Below are 16,931 nucleotides of genomic sequence, written 5' to 3'. Positions count from 1 at the left end.
GGCCACAACTTGGAATTTTATTCCGCAATATTTAATCAAAATTAATCATTCTTTTGCGATCGGTCATGAGACGGATTGGCTGGAATTGCTAGCATGCGACCTCGTTTCTAGGGAAAGGAGTATCGCAATAATGAGTCATGCTGCTGTCAATGACCGTCCGGCCAGCCCTCCCAAAGGTTGGCTGAACCGTTTCCTCAATGGCGTCGAGAAAGCCGGGAACAAATTACCCGACCCCGCCATGCTGTTCCTCTACGCCTTGCTGATCGTCTGGGTCGGCTCCTGGGTGTTGTCACAATTCCAGTTTGATCTGGTCAACCCCCGTACCGGGGAGGCGGTAGTGGTCAACAACCTGCTGACCGGTGCCGGTCTGGCCGAGTTTCTCTCCACCATGGTGACCACTTTCACCGGCTTTGCCCCGCTGGGCATCGTGCTGGTGGCCATGCTGGGGGTCGGGGTGGCCGAGCAGTCCGGTTTTATCAATACCGGTCTGAAAAAGTTGCTCAAAGTGACGCCTGCCCGTTTTCTCACTCCCATGCTGATCCTGGTAGCGATCGTCAGCCACACCGCTGCAGATGCGGGCTATGTGCTGGTGATCCCCATCGGTGGCATCATCTTCCACGCTGCCGGACGCCATCCGCTGGCGGGGATCGCAGCTGCCTTTGCCGGCGTTTCCGGCGGTTTTGCCGCCAACTTCCTGCCCTCCGGCGGGGATGCGCTGCTGCAGGGCTTTACCCAGTCCGCCGCTCAGTTGCTCGATCCTGACTACATGGTCAACACCCTTTGCAACATCATCTTTACCGGAGCCTCTTCGCTGCTGATCATCTGCGTCGGCTGGTTCATTACCGAAAAGGTGGTGGAGCCGCGCCTCAAGCATGTGGCGCTTAACGAGGATCTGGAGAGTGCCGACGAGATGGGGCGCTACAGCGCGCAAGAGAGCCGAGCCTTCAACTGGGCCGGGTTTGCCATGCTGGCGGCTATCGTGCTGCTGGCGCTGGCGCTCTCCCCGAACGATTCCCCGCTGCGTGCTGCCGATGGCTCCCTGACCACCTTCGCTGCCCCCGTGATGAAGTCCATAGTGCCGCTCATCTTCCTGCTCTTTATCCTGCCCGGGATTGTCTACGGCTTTGTCGCAGGCAGCTTCAAGAGCGGCAAGGATGTGATCGATGCCATGTCGGCCACCATGAACAAGATGGGCTCCTACATGGTGATGGCTTTCTTCTGCGCGCTCTTCATCAAGGCGTTTGGTGACTCCAATCTGGGCACCCTGCTGGCCCTTTCCGGTGCCGAAGTGCTCCATGCGCTGGCGCTGCCCGGTGAGGTGACTATCGTCGGGATGATCCTGCTCACCGCCACCGTCAATCTGGTAGTCGGCTCGGCCTCCGCCAAGTGGGCGCTGATCAGCCCGATCCTAGTGCCCATGTTGATGGCGGTGGGGATCTCCCCCGAGCTGACCCAGGCGGCCTATCGGGTCGGGGATTCTGCTTCCAATATCATCACCCCGCTGATGGTCTTCTTCCCGCTGGTGGTGGTCTATTGCCAGCAGTATGTGAAGAGCACCGGGATCGGTACTCTGGTCTCCATGATGCTGCCCTACTCGCTGGCCTTCCTGGTGAGCTGGACGATTTTCCTGCTGCTCTACTGGGCGCTCGGCTTCCCGCTCGGGTTGCAAGCCCCTTACGTCTATCCGGCCCCTTAAGCTGGGTGTGCGAGGGAGCCTTGGGCTCCCTCGTTTTTTTCGCTATGGTGTTACCTCATTTTGGAGGTGCCATGAATCAGACCATCGATCTTATCCTTTCCCATCGCTCCATTCGTCAGTTCACTGCCGAGCCGATCGCCCCGCAGCAGCTGGATGTCATTCTCGCCGCCGCCCAGTCCGCCTCGACCTCGAGCTTTTTGCAGGTGACCAGTATTGTGCGAGTCAGTGAACCCGAGGCGCGTCAGCAGCTGGCCATGCTGGCGGGCAATCAACCCTATGTGGTGCAGGCGGCCGAGTTTCTGGTGTTCTGCGCCGATTACCATCGTCACAGCCAGATCGTGCCCGAGGCCCAGACCGGTTATGCGGAACAGTTGTTGATCGGTGCCATTGACGGCGCCCTGATGGCGCAAAATGCCCTGCTGGCGGCGCAGTCGTTGGGACTGGGCGGGGTCTATATCGGCGGCATTCGCAACCATCCTGCCGAGGTGAGCGAGCTACTGGGCTTGCCCCATCAGGTGATCCCGCTGTTTGGCCTCTGCCTTGGCCACCCTGCCCAGCAGCCGGAGCAGAAACCCCGCCTGCCCAGGGGATTGGTGGTGCATCAGGAGCGCTACCAGCACGAGCTGGATCGCGACCTGCTGGCCCGGTACGATCAGCAGATCGCGGACTACTATCAGGCCCGCAGCAGCAACAACAAACAGCAGACCTGGAGTAGCCAGATCCGCGCCATTCTGGGCAAGGAGTCCCGCCCTTTCATGCTGGGATTCCTGCAATCGCGGGGCTTTAACCTCAAGTAATGGCGCTGATGGGCGATACTATGGGAGTGATGACCATCATGGTCATTTTCCCGTGATCCTGAAATCTTTCCCTGAGACCGGGTATACAGCTTGGCGACAAATCGTGGGCAAGGGGGGATCTACAGGCTACCTTAAGTAGATAAGCTGTTGTAGGATCACGCAATTGGATTGGGACAGGGGTTTGGACATCCTATGATTTTAACTTTGGTATTGCTGTCTATCGGCGCGCTCCTGTTTTTGGTTATCGCCTATAACGTGGTACAGCAATATAAGCAGAAGGCGGAGGCTGAAAAGCGTCACGCCGTTGCCAGACACAAGACGGTAGCCGACGAGACCGAAGAGGTACTGCTGAACGTCAATCTGGTGCCTTTCTCCAAAAACATGGTGTTGCTGTTGCAGCACCGGATCCTTGATGCCTATCGCGCCATCGCCCAGGTGATGCCCAACAACCAGATCAAGCAGCGCATCGCCGATGTGCAGATCCAGATCAAGAACGTGCAGGAAAATTACAGTGCGCAGGATGAGGGGCACTTCAAAACCCCCGAGTCTGATCGTCAGGCGATCCAGATGTTGCAGCTGGTAAAAAAGCTACGTGCCGTACTGCGTGTCGAGCACAACAAGGGCAAAATTGATCCGCAGGGGTTTGCTCAGGAAGATCGTCGTCTCGAGCTGATGCAGCTCAAAATCAACATCTCGAATCTGGTCAAGCGGGCGATGGATGCCCGCATTCAGGGCCAATATGGTACTTGCCGCCAGCTCTATACCAAGGGGTTGTCGGCAATGGCCAGCATTGGCGACAAGGATCCCTATCTGTTGGCTCGTGAAGAGGATATGCGTCAGGGGCTCAAGGAGCTTGAAGAGCTGCAGCAGCAAAACAGCGCGCAGGATCTGCAAAACATCAAGGACAAGGAAGCCGACGAGCTCGATGTCCTGTTTCAACCCAAGAAGAAATGGTAAGCATGTCCCACCCACTCGATTCCACACTGGGGCCAATGGCCCCATTTGTTTCTCAGCTGTTGACCGAACTGGCCGCTGCTGGCGTCACATTTTCCCAGCCAACGGTCGATCACCTCTGTTATCGGGCGGCGACCTTGCAGGAGTACCGCGCGCTATGTACTGTATTGGCTGAAGCGGGCTCCTTGCTGGTGGAGGGGATGATCGGCGGTCGCCCGATTGCCACTTATCAGTTGCATCAGCCACTGCTGGCTGGTGAGGTGCAGGTACCCTGTATCGAGCTGGCGGCGCCGAAACCGGGGCGCGTCCATCAGGCAGGACTGGAACATATCGAGCTGGTGGTCACTTCACTGCAGGATCTGGTAGCGCGCTATCCCGAGTTACCGTTCAAAACCGGCAACATGCAAGATACCCGTAACCCCGATATCGGCCTGATGTTGCCCTCCGGCCAGATCAAGTTTCATCTGCGCTCGCTGGCTGAGGTGATCGCCGAAGAGGTGGCGACCGGTGCTGTGGTCGCGGTGCCGGCGGATTATTTCGATCAGGAGTGATCCTGCTCTAAATGCGGTGCGAGCCTGACAGGCTCTTGAATAACGCAGTAAAAGGGGTCACCGGTGTGACCCCTTTTGCTATCTGGCGGTGCTGGGTTGCGAGAGCGCTATCTGCTCGTGGCTGACCCTGTTTGTGCTGAGATCGTTACCCGTGCCGGTGTGGTTGCTGGGCAGAGAGTGGCGATTGGCTTCGCTGCTTGAGGCGACCAAGCCAGAGGCTCAAGCCCGCCGTCAGGATGAGGACCAGTTCAATTCCCATGACCAGACCGCCCAGCTCGCCTTGCTCCCAGAAGGGGTGCAGGTAAAGTCCCCCCAGACTGGCTCCCAGATAGTAGGCCACCAGATAGAGGGAGGAGGCGAGGGCGCGGTTGTGTTCGACATGATGACCAACCCAGGCGCTGGCGCAGGCGTGTGCCAGGAAAAAGCCGAAGCTGGAGATCAGCAAGCCACTCAGGATCCCGGGCAGACTGCCCTGCAGCAGCCACAGACTGCCGAGGGCCATCAGGGCGATCCCGACCAGCAGCATGCGTTGCGCCCCCCAGCGGTTGGCAAAGCGGCCGCTCATTGAGGAGGCCACCGTCCCCGAGAGATAGGTGAGAAACAGCATGCCGAGCCACTGGGTGGGCAAGGAGAAAGGAGGCTTTGCCAGCAGGAAGGTGAGATAACTGAACTGGTTCAGAAACACCATAAAGTTGAGCCCGCCGATAAGGTAAGCCCCTACCAGCAAGGGATTGGTCAGGTGTTGCTGCAAGGCGCGGGCAAATTGACCGCGAACGGGGGCGCTCGCCACAAAGCGGGTCTGGTGGGGCAGCAGCCAGAAGACCAGCGGCAGCAGTGACAGGCTGATCACTCCGATCCCCAGAAAGGTATGCTGCCAGTCGCCAAACCAGCCCGCCAACAGACCGCCGACCACCCGACCGGCAATGCCACCGAGGGAGTTGGCGGCAATATAAACCCCCACCGCCGAGAGCAGCGCCCGTTTACTGAACTCTTCCCCCATATAGGCAATCGCAGTGGCTGGTAAACCGGCCAGCAGCGCGCCCTGCAGGATACGCAGCAGCAGCAGGGAGCCAAACTGCTCAACCAGCGGGATCAACAGTGAGAGCAGGATCGCCAGGGTGAGGGTACCCAGCATGACCTGCCGACGGCCATGGCGATCCGCCAGTCTGGCGCAGATCAGCAGGGAGGTGGCGAGGCCAGCAGTGCATCCTGCCAGGGTCCAGCTGGCCGAGAGGGAGTTGACCGAGAAGACCTCGGCGATCAGGGGTAACAGGGGATGGGTCTGGTAGAGGTTCAGAAACACCAGAAAAGAGCCCAGGCTGAGGGCCAGGGTTGCACGTATCCACTCGCGACTTCCGACTTCAATCATTGCGTATTGTCCTGACTGCTTTTGGTCAGAGTAGAGTCCTTGCGGTTATAAATATAATATATTTAAGTTATCCATCTCATAAGATGAATTGATACATGGATCTGAAACAGCTCACCTATCTGCTGGCGGTCAGGGATGCCGGCTCATTTACCAAGGCAGCCAACAGTCTGCATGTGGCACAACCGGCCATCAGCATGGCCATCGCCAAGCTGGAACAGCAGCTCGAGTTGCGACTGTTTGATCGACAGGACCGGGCGGTACGGCTCACCCCTGAGGGGGAGGTGCTCTGTCGCCATGCCGAGCGTCTGTTGCTGCAGATGCATCAGGCCGAGGCCGAGATGGCCGAGCTTAAGGGGTTGGAGCGGGGGGAGGTGCGGATCGGGATCCCCTATATGATGGGCTCCTACTATTTCCCCCCTCGTCTGATGGCCTTCAAGCATCGCTATCCCGGCCTCAAGATCCGGGTCGAAGAGGCCGGCACCCGTGAGCTGCTCAGCCGGATGGTGGATGGCTCCCTCGATCTGGCCATTCTCATCACCAGTGATCTCCCCCCCGCCATCGAGGGGGCACATCTGTTGAGCGAAGAGATGTTGATGGTGGTGGGGGACGATCACCCCTTGCGCGGCGAACCGGCCGTCACCCTCTCGCAGTTCTTTGCTCAGGAGCTGGCGCTGTTTCGCCGTGGTTTCTATCACCGGGAGCATATGGAGGCACTGGCCCAGAGCCTTGGCGTTGAACCCGATATCGCCTTCGAGAGCAATCTTATCCCTCTGCTCAAGGCGGTAGTGCGGCAAGGCTTTGCGGTGACCACTTTCTTGCGGATGGTGCTGGAAGAGGAGCCGGATCTGAGCGGCGTACCCTTCGACCCGCCCATCTATCTCGATCTCTGCGTAGCGTGGCGGCGTGGTGATCCGCTCTCCATGGCCAATCGTGCCTTGCGCGATTTTCTACTCAAGGATCGTCCGGCCTGATGGCGGCGGGTCATTGCTGAAAGTTTGTTACTATTAACGGTGGGTTCGCTTGAGGGCTACACCATGAAACTGCAGCAATTGCGCTATATCGTCGAGGTGGCCAACCACAGGCTGAATCTGTCGGCCACCGCCGAGAGCCTCTTTACCTCCCAGCCCGGGATCAGCAAACAAGTGCGGATGCTGGAGGATGAGCTGGGGATCCAGATCTTCGAGCGCAGCGGTAAACACCTGACCCAGATCACCCCCATCGGTCGGGATGTGATCAAAGTGGCCGCCGAGGTGTTGGACAAGGTCGCCACCATCAAAGTGATGGCCAGGCAGCATGTGCATCCGGAGCAGGGAACTCTCACCATTGCCGCTACTCATCTGCAAGCCCGTTATATTCTGCCCGCCATCCTCAAGGGTTTTATGGCCCGCTTTCCCAAAGTTGCCGTAACTGTGATGCAGGGGAGTGCGACGCAGTGCCGCGCAGCCGTGCATGATGGCTCTGCCGATCTGCTGCTGGCGGATGAACCGGAGGAGGGGAGCGAGCTGCTCATGCTCCCCTCTTTTCAGTGGCAACGGGGCTTGGTGCTGCCCAAGGATCATCCGTTGGCCAAAGCAACATCGCTGACCCCGGCTGAGCTGGTGGAGTTTGCATTGGTGACCGATGGAAGGGCGCTCTCCACAGCTCAAGGCACTGATTGCGCTCATGCCGAGAGCCGGATCGCCTGCTGTGCGAGCGACAGCGATGTGCTCAAGACCTATGTCAGACAAGGAATGGGCATCGGGGTGATGGCAACTTTTGCCTGGGAGCCCCAGCGCGATGGGGATCTGGTGCTCAAAACGGCGCCCTGGCTACCAGGCGGTGTGGCCGCTATCGGGTTGCGCAGAGGGGCATTTTTATGCGGCTATCTCTACGATCTGATTGAACGTCTCGCGCCGCAATTGACCCGGGAGCGGGTCGATCAATACTGCGCGGCCCGCACTGGCGAAGAGCTTGAAGCTCTGCTGGTCAATCTGACCGTACCACAGCGATAGCCAGGGTTGATGTGTGGTCGATCCAAGAAAAACGCCTCCGAATAGGAGGCGTTTGACTATCTGGTATTCGTCAATGCAGGCTCATTTTTTGAGCATGTGATCCAGCTTGTTGGCCTTGGTCGACAGATAGAACTCGTTGTGGGGATTGCGCCCTTCCTGCAACGGTACCCGTTCGGCCACCGGAATACCGAAGGATTCCATCGCTTTCATCTTGCGCGGGTTATTGGTCATCAGTTTGAGAGACTTGACCTCAAGCTGCTTGAGCATATCGGCGCAGATGGTGTAGTCGCGCATATCGGCGGCGAAACCAAGGGCTACGTTGGCCTCCACGGTATCGGCACCCTGATCCTGCAGGTGATAGGCGCGGATCTTGTTGAGCAAGCCGATGCCACGGCCCTCTTGACGCACATACAGCAACACGCCACGACCGGCTTTGGCGATATTCTCCATGGCCGCCTGCAACTGGAAACCGCAGTCACAACGCAGGCTGAACAGGGCGTCGCCGGTCAGGCACTCTGAGTGGATCCGGCCCAGCACGGGCTCTTCACCGGTAATGTCGCCCATCACCAGTGCGGCATGATCTTTGCCTGTGCCGGTTTCCTGAAAACCTACCAGCGTGAAGGTGCCCCAAGGGGTGGGCAATTTGGATTTGGCCACGAGGGTAACGCTGCTCATAGGTTGCTCCTTACTACTAACGGCTCAAAAAAGGGGGCCAGTTTAGCGCGCCTTGTCAGGAACGACCATAAGAACAAGTCCCTGCATTGCTTAATGAAATCTCCAAATGAGATACAAGCACAGTCGCCTGCCGGGGTTTTGGCCCTTTGTGCGGATTGATGACTGCCAGGCTCACCACATTCGGGTATAATCGGCGCCCATTAACCCACCCCTTCGGGATGGGAGCAACACAGTGCAGGAGAGAAGTTATGCCTCAGATGGCCCCCGTAATGACAATTGATGGCCCCAGTGGTGCAGGTAAAGGCACCTTGTGTCAGCTGCTTGCTGAGAAGCTGGGTTGGCACTTGCTGGACTCGGGCGCCATCTATCGGGTGTTGTCCCTGGCCGCCCTGCATCACGATGTAGAGCTGGACAGTGAAGCCTCACTGGTGCCGCTGGCCGCCAATCTGGATGTGCAATTTCAGGTAGAAGGCGATCTGGTCAAGGTGATCCTGGAAGGGGAAGATGTCTCCCGCACCATCCGCACCGAAGAAGTGGGTAATGCTGCCAGTAAAATCGCCGCCTTCCCCCGTGTGCGCGAAGCCTTGCTGCGCCGTCAGCGTGCATTTCGTCAGGCCCCGGGTCTGATTGCCGATGGTCGTGACATGGGTACAGTTGTTTTCCCCGAGGCCGAGGTGAAGATTTTCCTCGACGCCAGTGCCGAAGAACGGGCCCAGCGTCGCTATAAGCAGTTGCAAGATAAGGGCTTTGATGTTAACTTTGAGCGTCTTTTAACCGAGATTCGGGAACGTGACGATCGCGACAGAAATCGCGCTACAGCACCCCTGAAACCGGCAGAAGATGCTCTGGTGGTAGACTCTACCGCCATGACCATAGATGAAGTGCTGGCAACAGTACTCGCCTATGCAGAGCAACAACTTGGTGATGCCAGCGCAAGCTGACATCCGGTCGTCTGCACCAAGGATGGCGCAGATTATTTAAAACAGCCCCGCTTGTGCCGGATTGCAAGTGGATGTTTCATTTGTGACATAAACAATGATCGAATCTTTTGCTCAACTCTTTGAAGAGTCCCTGAACGCCGTTGAAACCCGTCAAGGTTCCATCGTCAAGGGTACTGTCGTTGCTATCGAGAACGGTTTCGTACTGGTTGACGCCGGTCTGAAATCCGAGTCCGCTATCCCGGCTGAAGAATTCAAGAACGCCATGGGCGAGCTGGAAATCAACGTCGGCGACACCGTTGACGTGGCTCTGGACTCTATCGAAGATGGTTTCGGCGAAACCAAGCTGTCCCGCGAAAAAGCCAAGCGCCACGAAGCCTGGCTGCAGCTTGAGAAGGCTTACGAAGAGCAAGCTACCGTTATCGGTATCATCAACGGCAAGGTCAAGGGTGGTTTCACCGTTGAACTGAACGGCATCCGTGCCTTCCTGCCGGGTTCTCTGGTTGACGTGCGTCCGATCCGTGACACCGCTCACCTGGAAAACAAAGAACTCGAGTTCAAAGTCATCAAGCTGGACCAGAAGCGCAACAACGTTGTTGTTTCCCGTCGTGCCGTGATCGAGACCGAGAACACCTCCGAGCGCGAAAGCCTGCTGGCTAACCTGCAAGAAGGTCAAGAAGTTAAGGGTATCGTCAAGAACCTGACCGACTACGGTGCATTCGTAGATCTGGGCGGTGTTGACGGCCTGCTGCACATCACCGACATGGCGTGGAAGCGCGTTAAGCATCCTTCCGAAATCGTCAACGTTGGCGACGAGATCGCTGTCAAGGTTCTGAAGTTCGACCGCGAGCGTACCCGTGTATCCCTGGGTCTGAAGCAGCTGGGCGAAGATCCCTGGGTTGCTATCGCCAAGCGTTACCCGGAGACCACCCGTCTGTCTGGCCGCGTGACCAACCTGACCGACTACGGCTGCTTCGTTGAAATCGAAGAAGGCGTTGAAGGCCTGGTACACGTATCCGAGATGGATTGGACCAACAAGAACATCCACCCGTCCAAAGTTGTTAACGTTGGCGACGTGGTTGACGTGATGGTTCTGGACATCGACGAAGAGCGTCGTCGTATCTCCCTGGGTCTGAAGCAGTGCAAATCCAACCCGTGGCAGCTGTTTGCCGAAACTCACGCCAAAGGCGACCGTGTTTCCGGCAAGATCAAGTCCATCACTGACTTCGGTATCTTCATCGGTCTGGATGGCGGCATCGACGGCCTGGTTCACCTGTCGGACATCTCCTGGAACAACCAGGGCGAAGAAGCCGTGCGTGAATTCAAGAAAGGCGACGAGATCGAAGCCGTTGTTCTGCAAGTGGATCCGGAGCGTGAGCGCATCTCCCTGGGTGTCAAGCAGATCGAAGAAGACCCGTTCAACAAGTACCTGGCTGACAACAAGAAAGGTGCTATCGTGAAGGGTAAGGTTACCGAGGTTGATGCCAAAGGTGCCGTTATCGAACTGGCTGATGGCGTAGAAGGCTACCTGCGTGCCTCCGACGCTGCTCGTGACCGCGTAGAAGACGCCACTCTGGTGCTGTCTGTTGGTGACGAAGTTGAAGCTAAATTCATGGGCGTTGATCGTAAGAACCGCACCGTAAGCCTGTCTGTCCGTGCTAAGGACGAGGCTGATGAGCGTGTTGCCATCGATAACCTGAACCAGCAAGAAGAAGTTGTGTTCAGCAATGCTATGATGGAAGCGTTCAAAGCCGCCAAGGGTGAGTAATCCTTGATGCAAGAAAAGGGCGGCATTGCGCCGCCCTTTTTTATCCTGGCAAAATGAATATTGCATGTGATCGGGGAAGGAGATTTAACGTTATGACCAAATCAGATCTCATCGAACAACTGGCAGCCAGCCGCATGCATATGCCGGCCAAGGATGTCGAAGCCGCCATCAAGGAGATCCTTGAGCAGATGGCGTCGACCTTGCAAAACGGCGACCGGATTGAAATCCGCGGATTTGGCAGTTTTTCACTGCACTATCGTGCGCCCCGTGTGGGCCGCAACCCCAAGACTGGGGACAAGGTTGAACTGACCGGGAAATATGTCCCGCACTTCAAACCTGGCAAAGAGTTGCGCGAGCGCGTCAACATCATTGAATAATGCAGAAATGGGCATACCTCGGGTATGCCTTTTTTCTTTTTGGCACCGATTCCTGTGCCAATCGTCTTGTTTCTTAAACTCTTTTCCCATTCACTCTAGAGTCTGCCTGCGATTTTAAGGATAATCAGCCTCTCATTAGATACTGACAGGGAGCTCTTATGAAGCGTATTTTGGCCCTCATTCCGCTGGTGCTGGTGTTTGTTCTGACCCTGGCGCTGGGCTCACAAAATGGCCAGCTGGTTCAGTTCAATTACCTGATCGCTCAGGGTGAGTTTTCACTTGCCATGCTGTTGGGCTTCTTCTTTGCTGGCGGCTTTTTGCTGGGCTGGCTGGTATTCGGCCTGCTGTTCCTGCGCTTGAAAATGCAAAACCGCACCCTCAACCGCACCATGCGTCGTCAATCCCGCGAGTTGGAGCTGGCCCGGTCACCGGGTAAGGAATAATGTTCCTCAATGCTTGAACTGCTTTTCCTGCTGTTACCCATCGCCGCCGGTTATGGCTGGTACATGGGTCGCAGGAGTGTTCGCCAGGACACCCAAAAACAGAGTAACCAGTTTTCCCGCCAGTATGTGGCGGGCCTCAACTATTTGCTGTCCGATGAATCCGACAAGGCGGTGGATCTCTTTATCCAGCTGCTTGAGGTGGACAGTGAAACCATCGAAACACACCTCTCCCTCGGCAACCTGTTTCGCCAGCGTGGGGAGGTCGATCGTGCCATCAAGATCCACCAGAACCTGGTAACCCGCCAACTGACCCGGGAGCAGCGTCAGCTTGCCCTGCAGGAGCTTGCGCGCGACTTTTTGGCTGCTGGTCTGCTGGACCGAGCGGAAGCGCTCTGGAATGAGCTGTGTGATGACAGCGACTATGAAGAGACGGCGCTGGCACAGCTGTTGATCATCCATCAGCAGTTGCGGGACTGGGATAAGGCCATCGATGTGGCGGTTCGTCTGCAAAAATTCCAGGGCAAGAAGCTGGCCGACCCCATCTCCCATTTCTATTGCGAGCAAGCCGAGACCGCGCTGCGTGAGGGCAATAAAGGGGAGGGGCTGGCCAAGCTCAAACGGGCGCTCAGTATCAATCCGGTATGTGCCCGGGCCAGTTTGCGCCTCGCTGAGCTCGCCATGGCAGAGGGGGAGTATGAGCAGGCCAGCAAGGAGCTGCTGCGGGTGTTCGAGCAGGATATCGACTTTGCCTCCGAGGCAATGCCCAAATTGCTCGAGTGCTATCAGCAGTTGGGGCGCACGCCTGCGTTGATCCCGCTGCTTGAGAAGGCTGTGGAAGATCACGCCGGTGTCAGCGTGACCCTGGCCCTTGCCAAGCTGGTTGAAGAGCGTGATGGCCTGAGCCAGGCCCGTTCGCTGGTGTTGCGTCAGCTGCGTCGTCATCCGTCGATGAAAGGTTTTTACCAGCTGGTGGGTTTTCAGCTGGCCAGTGCGGAAGAGGGGCCTGCCAAGGAGAGCCTCGAACTGCTGCAACAGCTGGTCGGCGAGCAGATCAAAATCAAGTCAACCCACAAGTGTCGGCAGTGCGGCTTTGCCACTCACTCGCTGTTCTGGCAGTGCCCGTCTTGTCGCCAGTGGGGTTCCATCAAGCCGATCCGTGGTCTGGACGGTGAATAACAAGCAATAGGATGTGAGATGCAAGATCCCAAAGTACTGGTAGCGCTGGATTATCAGCACGAGGCAGATGCCTTAGCGTTCGTTGAACGTATCTCTCCGGCCCAGTGCCGTCTCAAGGTAGGCAAGGAGATGTTTACCCTGTTTGGCCCGCAATTTGTACGCCAGCTGGTGGCCAAGGGATTTGATGTCTTTCTGGATCTGAAGTTTCACGATATTCCCAATACCGTTGCCAAAGCCGTGGCAGCCAGTGCCGAGCTCGGTGTCTGGATGGTCAACGTGCATGCCAGTGGTGGTGAGCGGATGATGCGTGCCGCCAAAGAGGCGCTGCTGCCTTATGGCGACAAGGCGCCATTGTTGATCGGGGTGACCGTACTGACCAGCATGGAGCAGTCCGACATGATCCCTCTTGGTCTGGATGTGAGCCCTGCCGAGCAGGTGATCCGGCTGGCTACCTTGACCAAGACATCCGGCTTGGATGGGGTTGTCTGCTCTGCCAACGAGGCCCATGAGCTTAAAGCCTTGCTGGGCGAAGATTTCAAGCTGGTGACCCCGGGTATTCGCCCGACCGGTTCAGCGGCCGGGGATCAGCGCCGGGTGATGACACCGAAAGCGGCGGTCGAGGCGGGGTCCGATTATCTGGTTATCGGTCGCCCCATTACGCAGGCTGCCGATCCGGCCGCCATGCTGGCCAGCATCAATGCCGAGCTGGCTGGTGCGTAACAGGCTCACTCAGTGATACGCGGTGCAGGCCGAGCAACAGGCCTGCACCGGCCCCGATAAGATGAGAGCCGATGTGTACCCTGGCATTGATCAGGGTGGATATCGGGCTCTCTCCTGCGTTGTAGAAGTCCATCGCCAGCTTGAGTCCCATCCCTGCCAACAGTAGCCAGCCCGATGTGCGGCGTCCGTGGCGAATATCCTGCATTGCCCCCCAGACAAACAGGCCATGCAGCGAGCCGGATAGCCCCATGTACCATTGGGTCTGCGGGCACCACCACCAGATCCCCAAGCCCACTGCCAACCAGAGCAGCAACATCAGCAGCGGCAGGTGAGCCCCACCCAGATAGTCGCGAAACAGGCTATAGAGGATGGCGAGGCCGCCCAGATTGAGCAGCAGGTGCCACAGATTGGTATGAGCCAGATTGCCTGTTATGATCCGCCACCCTTCGCCCCCGGCGATCAAGGGCCGATCGAAGGAGAGCTGAAGATTGGGAACGGTAAAGAAGAGTAGCAAGCTGGTGAGAGAGAGCGTGATAACCCAGAGCAATCCAGATTTGTCTGACAACATGAAACAGTCCAACGACAAGAACAGTCGATACTGTACACGTTGCACCCGAGCCCTCAAAGCCTGCCTGTGCGATTATATTGTGCCGGTTGACAATCACACGCCCCTCTACATCTTGCAGCACCCCAACGAGGTGGCACATCCCAAGGGGACTGCCGCGCTGCTGGCGGCCTCTTTGCAACAGTGCGAGATCCATGTGGGGGAGGACTTTTCCCGCGATGAGTGGCTCAATGTGCTGCTGGCTGACCAACCCCGTCGTTATTATTTGCTCTGGCCGGATGAGGATGCCATTTCGCTGACCGATCTTCGCCAACAGTGGGAGAGTGAATCCTCTGGCTCCGCATCCGTCGCCTTTATCTTGCTTGACGGCACCTGGCGCAAAGCCTATCGCATGTTGCAGAGCAACCCGGCACTGGCCCGCTTGCCCCGCATCGGCATTGGTGCCATTGCCGGTCAATATGCCATTCGAAAGAAACCCTTTCCCGATGCCCTCTCTACCATAGAGGCGGGCTATCACCTCTTGTCCCGGTGGGAGGGGAGGCCGGAGCACTATGCGCCCTTGCTGACCCTGTTTAACCGGTTGAATACCCAGTGGCAGGACTTTGCCGAAGGCCGCCGCGCGTGACAATTCAAGGAGTTATCAAGATGAAAAAAGCAGTCGTGGTTTTCAGTGGCGGTCAGGACAGCACCACCTGTCTGGTACAGGCATTGGCCCGGTATGATGAAGTGCACGCCATCACCTTCGACTATGGCCAGCGCCATCGGGAAGAGATCGACACCGCGCGTCGTCTGGGCAGTGCTCTGGGGATCGCCGCCCACAAGGTGATGGATGTGACGCTGCTCAATGAGCTGGCGGTCTCTGCCCTGACCCGTGACGACATCCCGGTCAGCTGCGAGCTGCAGGATAATGGCCTACCCAACACCTTCGTGCCGGGTCGCAATATCCTGTTCCTGACCCTGGCTTCCATCTATGCCTATCAGGTGGGCGCCGAAGCGGTGATCACCGGTGTCTGCGAGACCGACTTCTCCGGCTATCCCGATTGCCGTGACGAGTTTGTCAAGGCCCTCAATCAGGCGGTGTCGCTGGGGCTGGATCGCGGCATCCGTTTTGAAACTCCCTTGATGTGGCTCGACAAGGCCGAAACCTGGGCACTGGCGGATCACTATGGTCACCTCGACACGGTGCGCCAGCAGACCCTGACCTGCTACAACGGCATTGCCGGTGACGGTTGCGGCACGTGTCCTGCGTGTGAACTGCGCAGTCGCGGTCTGAACAACTATCTGGCCGACAAGGCGGGTATCATGGCCAGACTGTTTGAGAAAACCGGGCTGGGCGAGAAAAGCGCAGAGTGAGCCTGCGTCTTGCCGTGGCTTGGGGTATAATCCGCGACTTTTGCAACAAGCCGTGATCGAGATGCACTACCCAATCAACGAGATTTTCCAGACCATCCAGGGGGAGGGCATCTTTACCGGCCTGCCCGCCATCTTTGTTCGCCTGCAGGGTTGCCCGGTGGGCTGCCCCTGGTGCGATACCCGTCATACCTGGGTTGTTGATCCGGCTCGTGAAGTGGGTAAGGCGGCGGTACTGGATGGTTCCAACGAATCCGATTGCTGGAGCCAACTCAGCACCGCGCAGATTATCAAGAGCTTTGGCGATCTGGGTTATCAGGCACGCCATGTGGTGATCACCGGTGGGGAACCCTGCCTCTACGATCTGCACGAACTCTCGTCAGTATTACTGGCGGCGGGTTATCAGGTGCAGATTGAAACCAGTGGCACCAGCGAGATCAAGACTCATGAGCAGACTTGGGTAACCGTCTCCCCCAAGATCGGTATGAAAGGGGGGCTGCCTGTGCTGGTCTCGGCGCTGGAGCGGGCCAACGAGATCAAGCATCCGGTGGCCACCGAGCACCATATTGAAGAGCTGGATGCGCTGCTCGCTACCGCTACCCTGCGCCCGGACGTGGTCATTGCCTTGCAGCCGATCAGCCAGAAACCACGGGCCACCCAATTGGCGATGGATACCTGTATCGCGCGTAACTGGCGACTCTCAATCCAGACTCATAAATATCTGGATATCGATTAATATGGATTGGCTATCCGACGAACAGGTACTGCTGACCCTGACCAACAAGATGCCTTACGGTAAATATCAGGGTCGACGTATCATCGATATTCCCGAGCCCTATCTGGTGTGGATGGCGCGCAGCGGTTTTCCGGCGGGTAAATTGGGCCAGACGCTAGCGTTGGCTTACGAAATCAAACTCAATGGACTCGAGTCCATGATTATTCCCATTATTAACAGGATGTCGGTATGAGAATATATACGAGGCAGGGCGACAAGGGCATGACCCGGCTGGCCGATGGTATCCCATTGCCCAAGGATCATTTGCGGGTCGAGACCTACGGTTATATCGATGAGCTCAACTCCCATATTGGTTTGTTGATTTGTGACGTCCCATCGCAAGAGGTCGGCTTATTGGCTGATTTACAGCTGTTGCAACAGGAGTTGTTTGATCTGGGGGGCGAGTTGGCATTCTCCAGCGACGCCCAGAATGAATCGATTTGGCAGGTTAATGCCGCTTGGACAACTCGCCTTGAACAGCAGATAGATCGTTATAGTGAGCCATTGCCACCGCTGCGCCAATTTATATTGCCCGGTGGTTCCCGTGCTGCGGCGCAAGCGCATGTGGTGCGCACTCTGGTGCGTCATTGCGAGCGCTTGCTGCTGACATTGAGCCGGGAAGAGCGGGTCAATCCCGAGGTGCTGCCCTATCTGAACCGGATGAGTGACTGGTTCTTTACCGTTGCCCGCTATCTCATCTGCGTGGCAGGGGAGCGTGAAGTGCTGTGGGTCAAGGCAGCAGATCGCCCGCAATCAGCTATCTGATATTTCACGTTTAAGCGGCAA

20 protein-coding genes are annotated in these 16,931 nt (G+C 57.3%); 17 read left to right on the top strand and 3 right to left on the bottom strand.

Annotated features, from left to right (window positions below; all coding sequences use genetic code 11):
• Positions 1-130: 130 nt before the first annotated feature.
• From G5306_RS08255 to G5306_RS08240, 4 genes are all read left to right on the top strand, one after another.
• Entirely contained in the window at positions 131-1,696 is a 1,566-nt protein-coding gene (locus tag G5306_RS08255; RefSeq protein WP_216953385.1) for an AbgT family transporter, read from the top strand.
• A gap of 71 nt (positions 1,697-1,767) precedes the next feature.
• On the top strand, positions 1,768-2,493 hold the full coding sequence (gene nfsA / locus G5306_RS08250; protein WP_421312706.1) for an oxygen-insensitive NADPH nitroreductase: 726 nt from the start codon (positions 1,768-1,770) through the stop codon (positions 2,491-2,493).
• Positions 2,494-2,685: 192 nt separating this feature from the next.
• On the top strand, positions 2,686-3,450 hold the full coding sequence (locus G5306_RS08245) for a DNA repair protein (RefSeq protein ID WP_216953387.1): 765 nt from the start codon (positions 2,686-2,688) through the stop codon (positions 3,448-3,450).
• Entirely contained in the window at positions 3,444-3,998 is a 555-nt protein-coding gene (locus tag G5306_RS08240) for a VOC family protein (protein WP_421206550.1), read from the top strand. The genes G5306_RS08245 and G5306_RS08240 overlap by 7 nt, the downstream gene beginning before the upstream one ends.
• Positions 3,999-4,143: 145 nt before the next feature.
• On the opposite strand, the gene G5306_RS08235 is transcribed toward G5306_RS08240, so the two are convergent.
• Positions 4,144-5,367 carry an MFS transporter gene (locus G5306_RS08235; protein WP_421312705.1) on the bottom strand — a complete coding sequence of 408 codons (1,224 nt, stop codon included), beginning with the start codon at positions 5,365-5,367 and terminating at the stop codon, positions 4,144-4,146.
• A 95-nt stretch (positions 5,368-5,462) separates the two neighbouring features.
• Between G5306_RS08235 and G5306_RS08230 the strand changes: the two genes are divergently transcribed.
• Together G5306_RS08230 and G5306_RS08225 are read left to right on the top strand one after the other, a co-directional pair.
• Positions 5,463-6,338, top strand: coding sequence for a LysR family transcriptional regulator (locus G5306_RS08230; RefSeq protein ID WP_042053074.1), 876 nt, complete (start codon positions 5,463-5,465; stop codon positions 6,336-6,338).
• Between the two features lie 63 nt (positions 6,339-6,401).
• Positions 6,402-7,358 carry a LysR substrate-binding domain-containing protein gene (locus G5306_RS08225; RefSeq protein WP_204379921.1) on the top strand — a complete coding sequence of 319 codons (957 nt, stop codon included), beginning with the start codon at positions 6,402-6,404 and terminating at the stop codon, positions 7,356-7,358.
• A gap of 81 nt (positions 7,359-7,439) precedes the next feature.
• On the opposite strand, the gene ribA is transcribed toward G5306_RS08225, so the two are convergent.
• Positions 7,440-8,033 (bottom strand): GTP cyclohydrolase II, encoded by a 594-nt coding sequence (ribA, locus tag G5306_RS08220; protein WP_005337152.1) that lies wholly within the window; start codon positions 8,031-8,033, stop codon positions 7,440-7,442.
• A 248-nt stretch (positions 8,034-8,281) separates the two neighbouring features.
• Between ribA and cmk the strand changes: the two genes are divergently transcribed.
• The 6 genes from cmk (at position 8,282) to pyrF (ending at position 13,455) form a co-directional block, all read left to right on the top strand.
• Positions 8,282-8,974: a (d)CMP kinase gene (gene cmk / locus G5306_RS08215; RefSeq protein WP_019444698.1), complete on the top strand. Its 693-nt coding sequence runs from the start codon at positions 8,282-8,284 to the stop codon at positions 8,972-8,974.
• Between the two features lie 94 nt (positions 8,975-9,068).
• Positions 9,069-10,739 (top strand): 30S ribosomal protein S1, encoded by a 1,671-nt coding sequence (gene rpsA, locus G5306_RS08210; protein ID WP_005337148.1) that lies wholly within the window; start codon positions 9,069-9,071, stop codon positions 10,737-10,739.
• 92 nt (positions 10,740-10,831) lie between these two features.
• A complete protein-coding gene (gene ihfB / locus G5306_RS08205; RefSeq protein ID WP_005299934.1) occupies positions 10,832-11,116 on the top strand; it encodes an integration host factor subunit beta in 285 nt (94 codons plus the stop codon).
• Positions 11,117-11,274: 158 nt separating this feature from the next.
• Complete coding sequence (locus G5306_RS08200; protein WP_005337143.1) at positions 11,275-11,559, top strand: LapA family protein; 285 nt, start codon at positions 11,275-11,277, stop codon at positions 11,557-11,559.
• Between the two features lie 9 nt (positions 11,560-11,568).
• Positions 11,569-12,735: a lipopolysaccharide assembly protein LapB gene (lapB, locus tag G5306_RS08195; protein ID WP_421312704.1), complete on the top strand. Its 1,167-nt coding sequence runs from the start codon at positions 11,569-11,571 to the stop codon at positions 12,733-12,735.
• 18 nt (positions 12,736-12,753) lie between these two features.
• Positions 12,754-13,455: an orotidine-5'-phosphate decarboxylase gene (gene pyrF, locus G5306_RS08190; RefSeq protein ID WP_042083286.1), complete on the top strand. Its 702-nt coding sequence runs from the start codon at positions 12,754-12,756 to the stop codon at positions 13,453-13,455.
• On the opposite strand, the gene rrtA is transcribed toward pyrF, so the two are convergent.
• Entirely contained in the window at positions 13,430-14,023 is a 594-nt protein-coding gene (rrtA, locus tag G5306_RS08185; RefSeq protein ID WP_270657478.1) for a rhombosortase, read from the bottom strand. The genes pyrF and rrtA overlap by 26 nt on opposite strands.
• Between rrtA and G5306_RS08180 the strand changes: the two genes are divergently transcribed.
• The 5 genes from G5306_RS08180 (at position 14,022) to G5306_RS08160 (ending at position 16,910) form a co-directional block, all read left to right on the top strand.
• Positions 14,022-14,645, top strand: coding sequence for a tRNA-uridine aminocarboxypropyltransferase (locus tag G5306_RS08180; protein WP_421312703.1), 624 nt, complete (start codon positions 14,022-14,024; stop codon positions 14,643-14,645). The two genes, rrtA and G5306_RS08180, sit on opposite strands and share 2 nt — an antisense overlap.
• A gap of 20 nt (positions 14,646-14,665) precedes the next feature.
• The gene (queC, locus tag G5306_RS08175; protein WP_005359893.1) at positions 14,666-15,373 is read left to right on the top strand and encodes a 7-cyano-7-deazaguanine synthase QueC; all 708 of its coding nucleotides are present in this window, start codon (positions 14,666-14,668) and stop codon (positions 15,371-15,373) included.
• Between the two features lie 61 nt (positions 15,374-15,434).
• Positions 15,435-16,106, top strand: a complete 672-nt coding sequence (queE, locus tag G5306_RS08170; protein ID WP_421312702.1) for a 7-carboxy-7-deazaguanine synthase QueE — start codon at positions 15,435-15,437, stop codon at positions 16,104-16,106.
• Between the two features lies 1 nt (position 16,107).
• Positions 16,108-16,338, top strand: a complete 231-nt coding sequence (locus G5306_RS08165) for a DUF3820 family protein (RefSeq protein ID WP_005337126.1) — start codon at positions 16,108-16,110, stop codon at positions 16,336-16,338.
• Complete coding sequence (locus tag G5306_RS08160; protein ID WP_106844486.1) at positions 16,335-16,910, top strand: cob(I)yrinic acid a,c-diamide adenosyltransferase; 576 nt, start codon at positions 16,335-16,337, stop codon at positions 16,908-16,910. The genes G5306_RS08165 and G5306_RS08160 overlap by 4 nt, the downstream gene beginning before the upstream one ends.
• The last annotated feature ends 21 nt before the right edge of the window (positions 16,911-16,931 follow it).

Origin of the sequence: Aeromonas sp. 603404 (genome assembly GCF_049171775.1) — a bacterium.
GTDB lineage: Bacteria > Pseudomonadota > Gammaproteobacteria > Enterobacterales > Aeromonadaceae > Aeromonas > Aeromonas veronii_A.
Note: the sequence above shows the minus strand (reverse complement) of the source record. Positions and strands in the feature narration are given on the sequence as shown.

Coding starts and splice junctions, on each gene's coding strand:
- nfsA (WP_421312706.1), top strand. CDS start 1,768: ATGAATCAGACCATCGATCTTATCCTTTCCCATCGCTCCATTCGTCAG.
- G5306_RS08240 (WP_421206550.1), top strand. CDS start 3,444: ATGGTAAGCATGTCCCACCCACTCGATTCCACACTGGGGCCAATGGCC.
- G5306_RS08255 (WP_216953385.1), top strand. CDS start 131: ATGAGTCATGCTGCTGTCAATGACCGTCCGGCCAGCCCTCCCAAAGGT.
- G5306_RS08200 (WP_005337143.1), top strand. CDS start 11,275: ATGAAGCGTATTTTGGCCCTCATTCCGCTGGTGCTGGTGTTTGTTCTG.
- queC (WP_005359893.1), top strand. CDS start 14,666: ATGAAAAAAGCAGTCGTGGTTTTCAGTGGCGGTCAGGACAGCACCACC.
- G5306_RS08225 (WP_204379921.1), top strand. CDS start 6,402: ATGAAACTGCAGCAATTGCGCTATATCGTCGAGGTGGCCAACCACAGG.
- ribA (WP_005337152.1), bottom strand. CDS start 8,033: ATGAGCAGCGTTACCCTCGTGGCCAAATCCAAATTGCCCACCCCTTGG.
- rrtA (WP_270657478.1), bottom strand. CDS start 14,023: ATGTTGTCAGACAAATCTGGATTGCTCTGGGTTATCACGCTCTCTCTC.
- G5306_RS08245 (WP_216953387.1), top strand. CDS start 2,686: ATGATTTTAACTTTGGTATTGCTGTCTATCGGCGCGCTCCTGTTTTTG.
- queE (WP_421312702.1), top strand. CDS start 15,435: ATGCACTACCCAATCAACGAGATTTTCCAGACCATCCAGGGGGAGGGC.
- ihfB (WP_005299934.1), top strand. CDS start 10,832: ATGACCAAATCAGATCTCATCGAACAACTGGCAGCCAGCCGCATGCAT.
- G5306_RS08160 (WP_106844486.1), top strand. CDS start 16,335: ATGAGAATATATACGAGGCAGGGCGACAAGGGCATGACCCGGCTGGCC.
- pyrF (WP_042083286.1), top strand. CDS start 12,754: ATGCAAGATCCCAAAGTACTGGTAGCGCTGGATTATCAGCACGAGGCA.
- G5306_RS08230 (WP_042053074.1), top strand. CDS start 5,463: ATGGATCTGAAACAGCTCACCTATCTGCTGGCGGTCAGGGATGCCGGC.
- G5306_RS08235 (WP_421312705.1), bottom strand. CDS start 5,367: ATGATTGAAGTCGGAAGTCGCGAGTGGATACGTGCAACCCTGGCCCTC.
- cmk (WP_019444698.1), top strand. CDS start 8,282: ATGCCTCAGATGGCCCCCGTAATGACAATTGATGGCCCCAGTGGTGCA.
- lapB (WP_421312704.1), top strand. CDS start 11,569: ATGCTTGAACTGCTTTTCCTGCTGTTACCCATCGCCGCCGGTTATGGC.
- G5306_RS08165 (WP_005337126.1), top strand. CDS start 16,108: ATGGATTGGCTATCCGACGAACAGGTACTGCTGACCCTGACCAACAAG.
- rpsA (WP_005337148.1), top strand. CDS start 9,069: ATGATCGAATCTTTTGCTCAACTCTTTGAAGAGTCCCTGAACGCCGTT.
- G5306_RS08180 (WP_421312703.1), top strand. CDS start 14,022: ATGAAACAGTCCAACGACAAGAACAGTCGATACTGTACACGTTGCACC.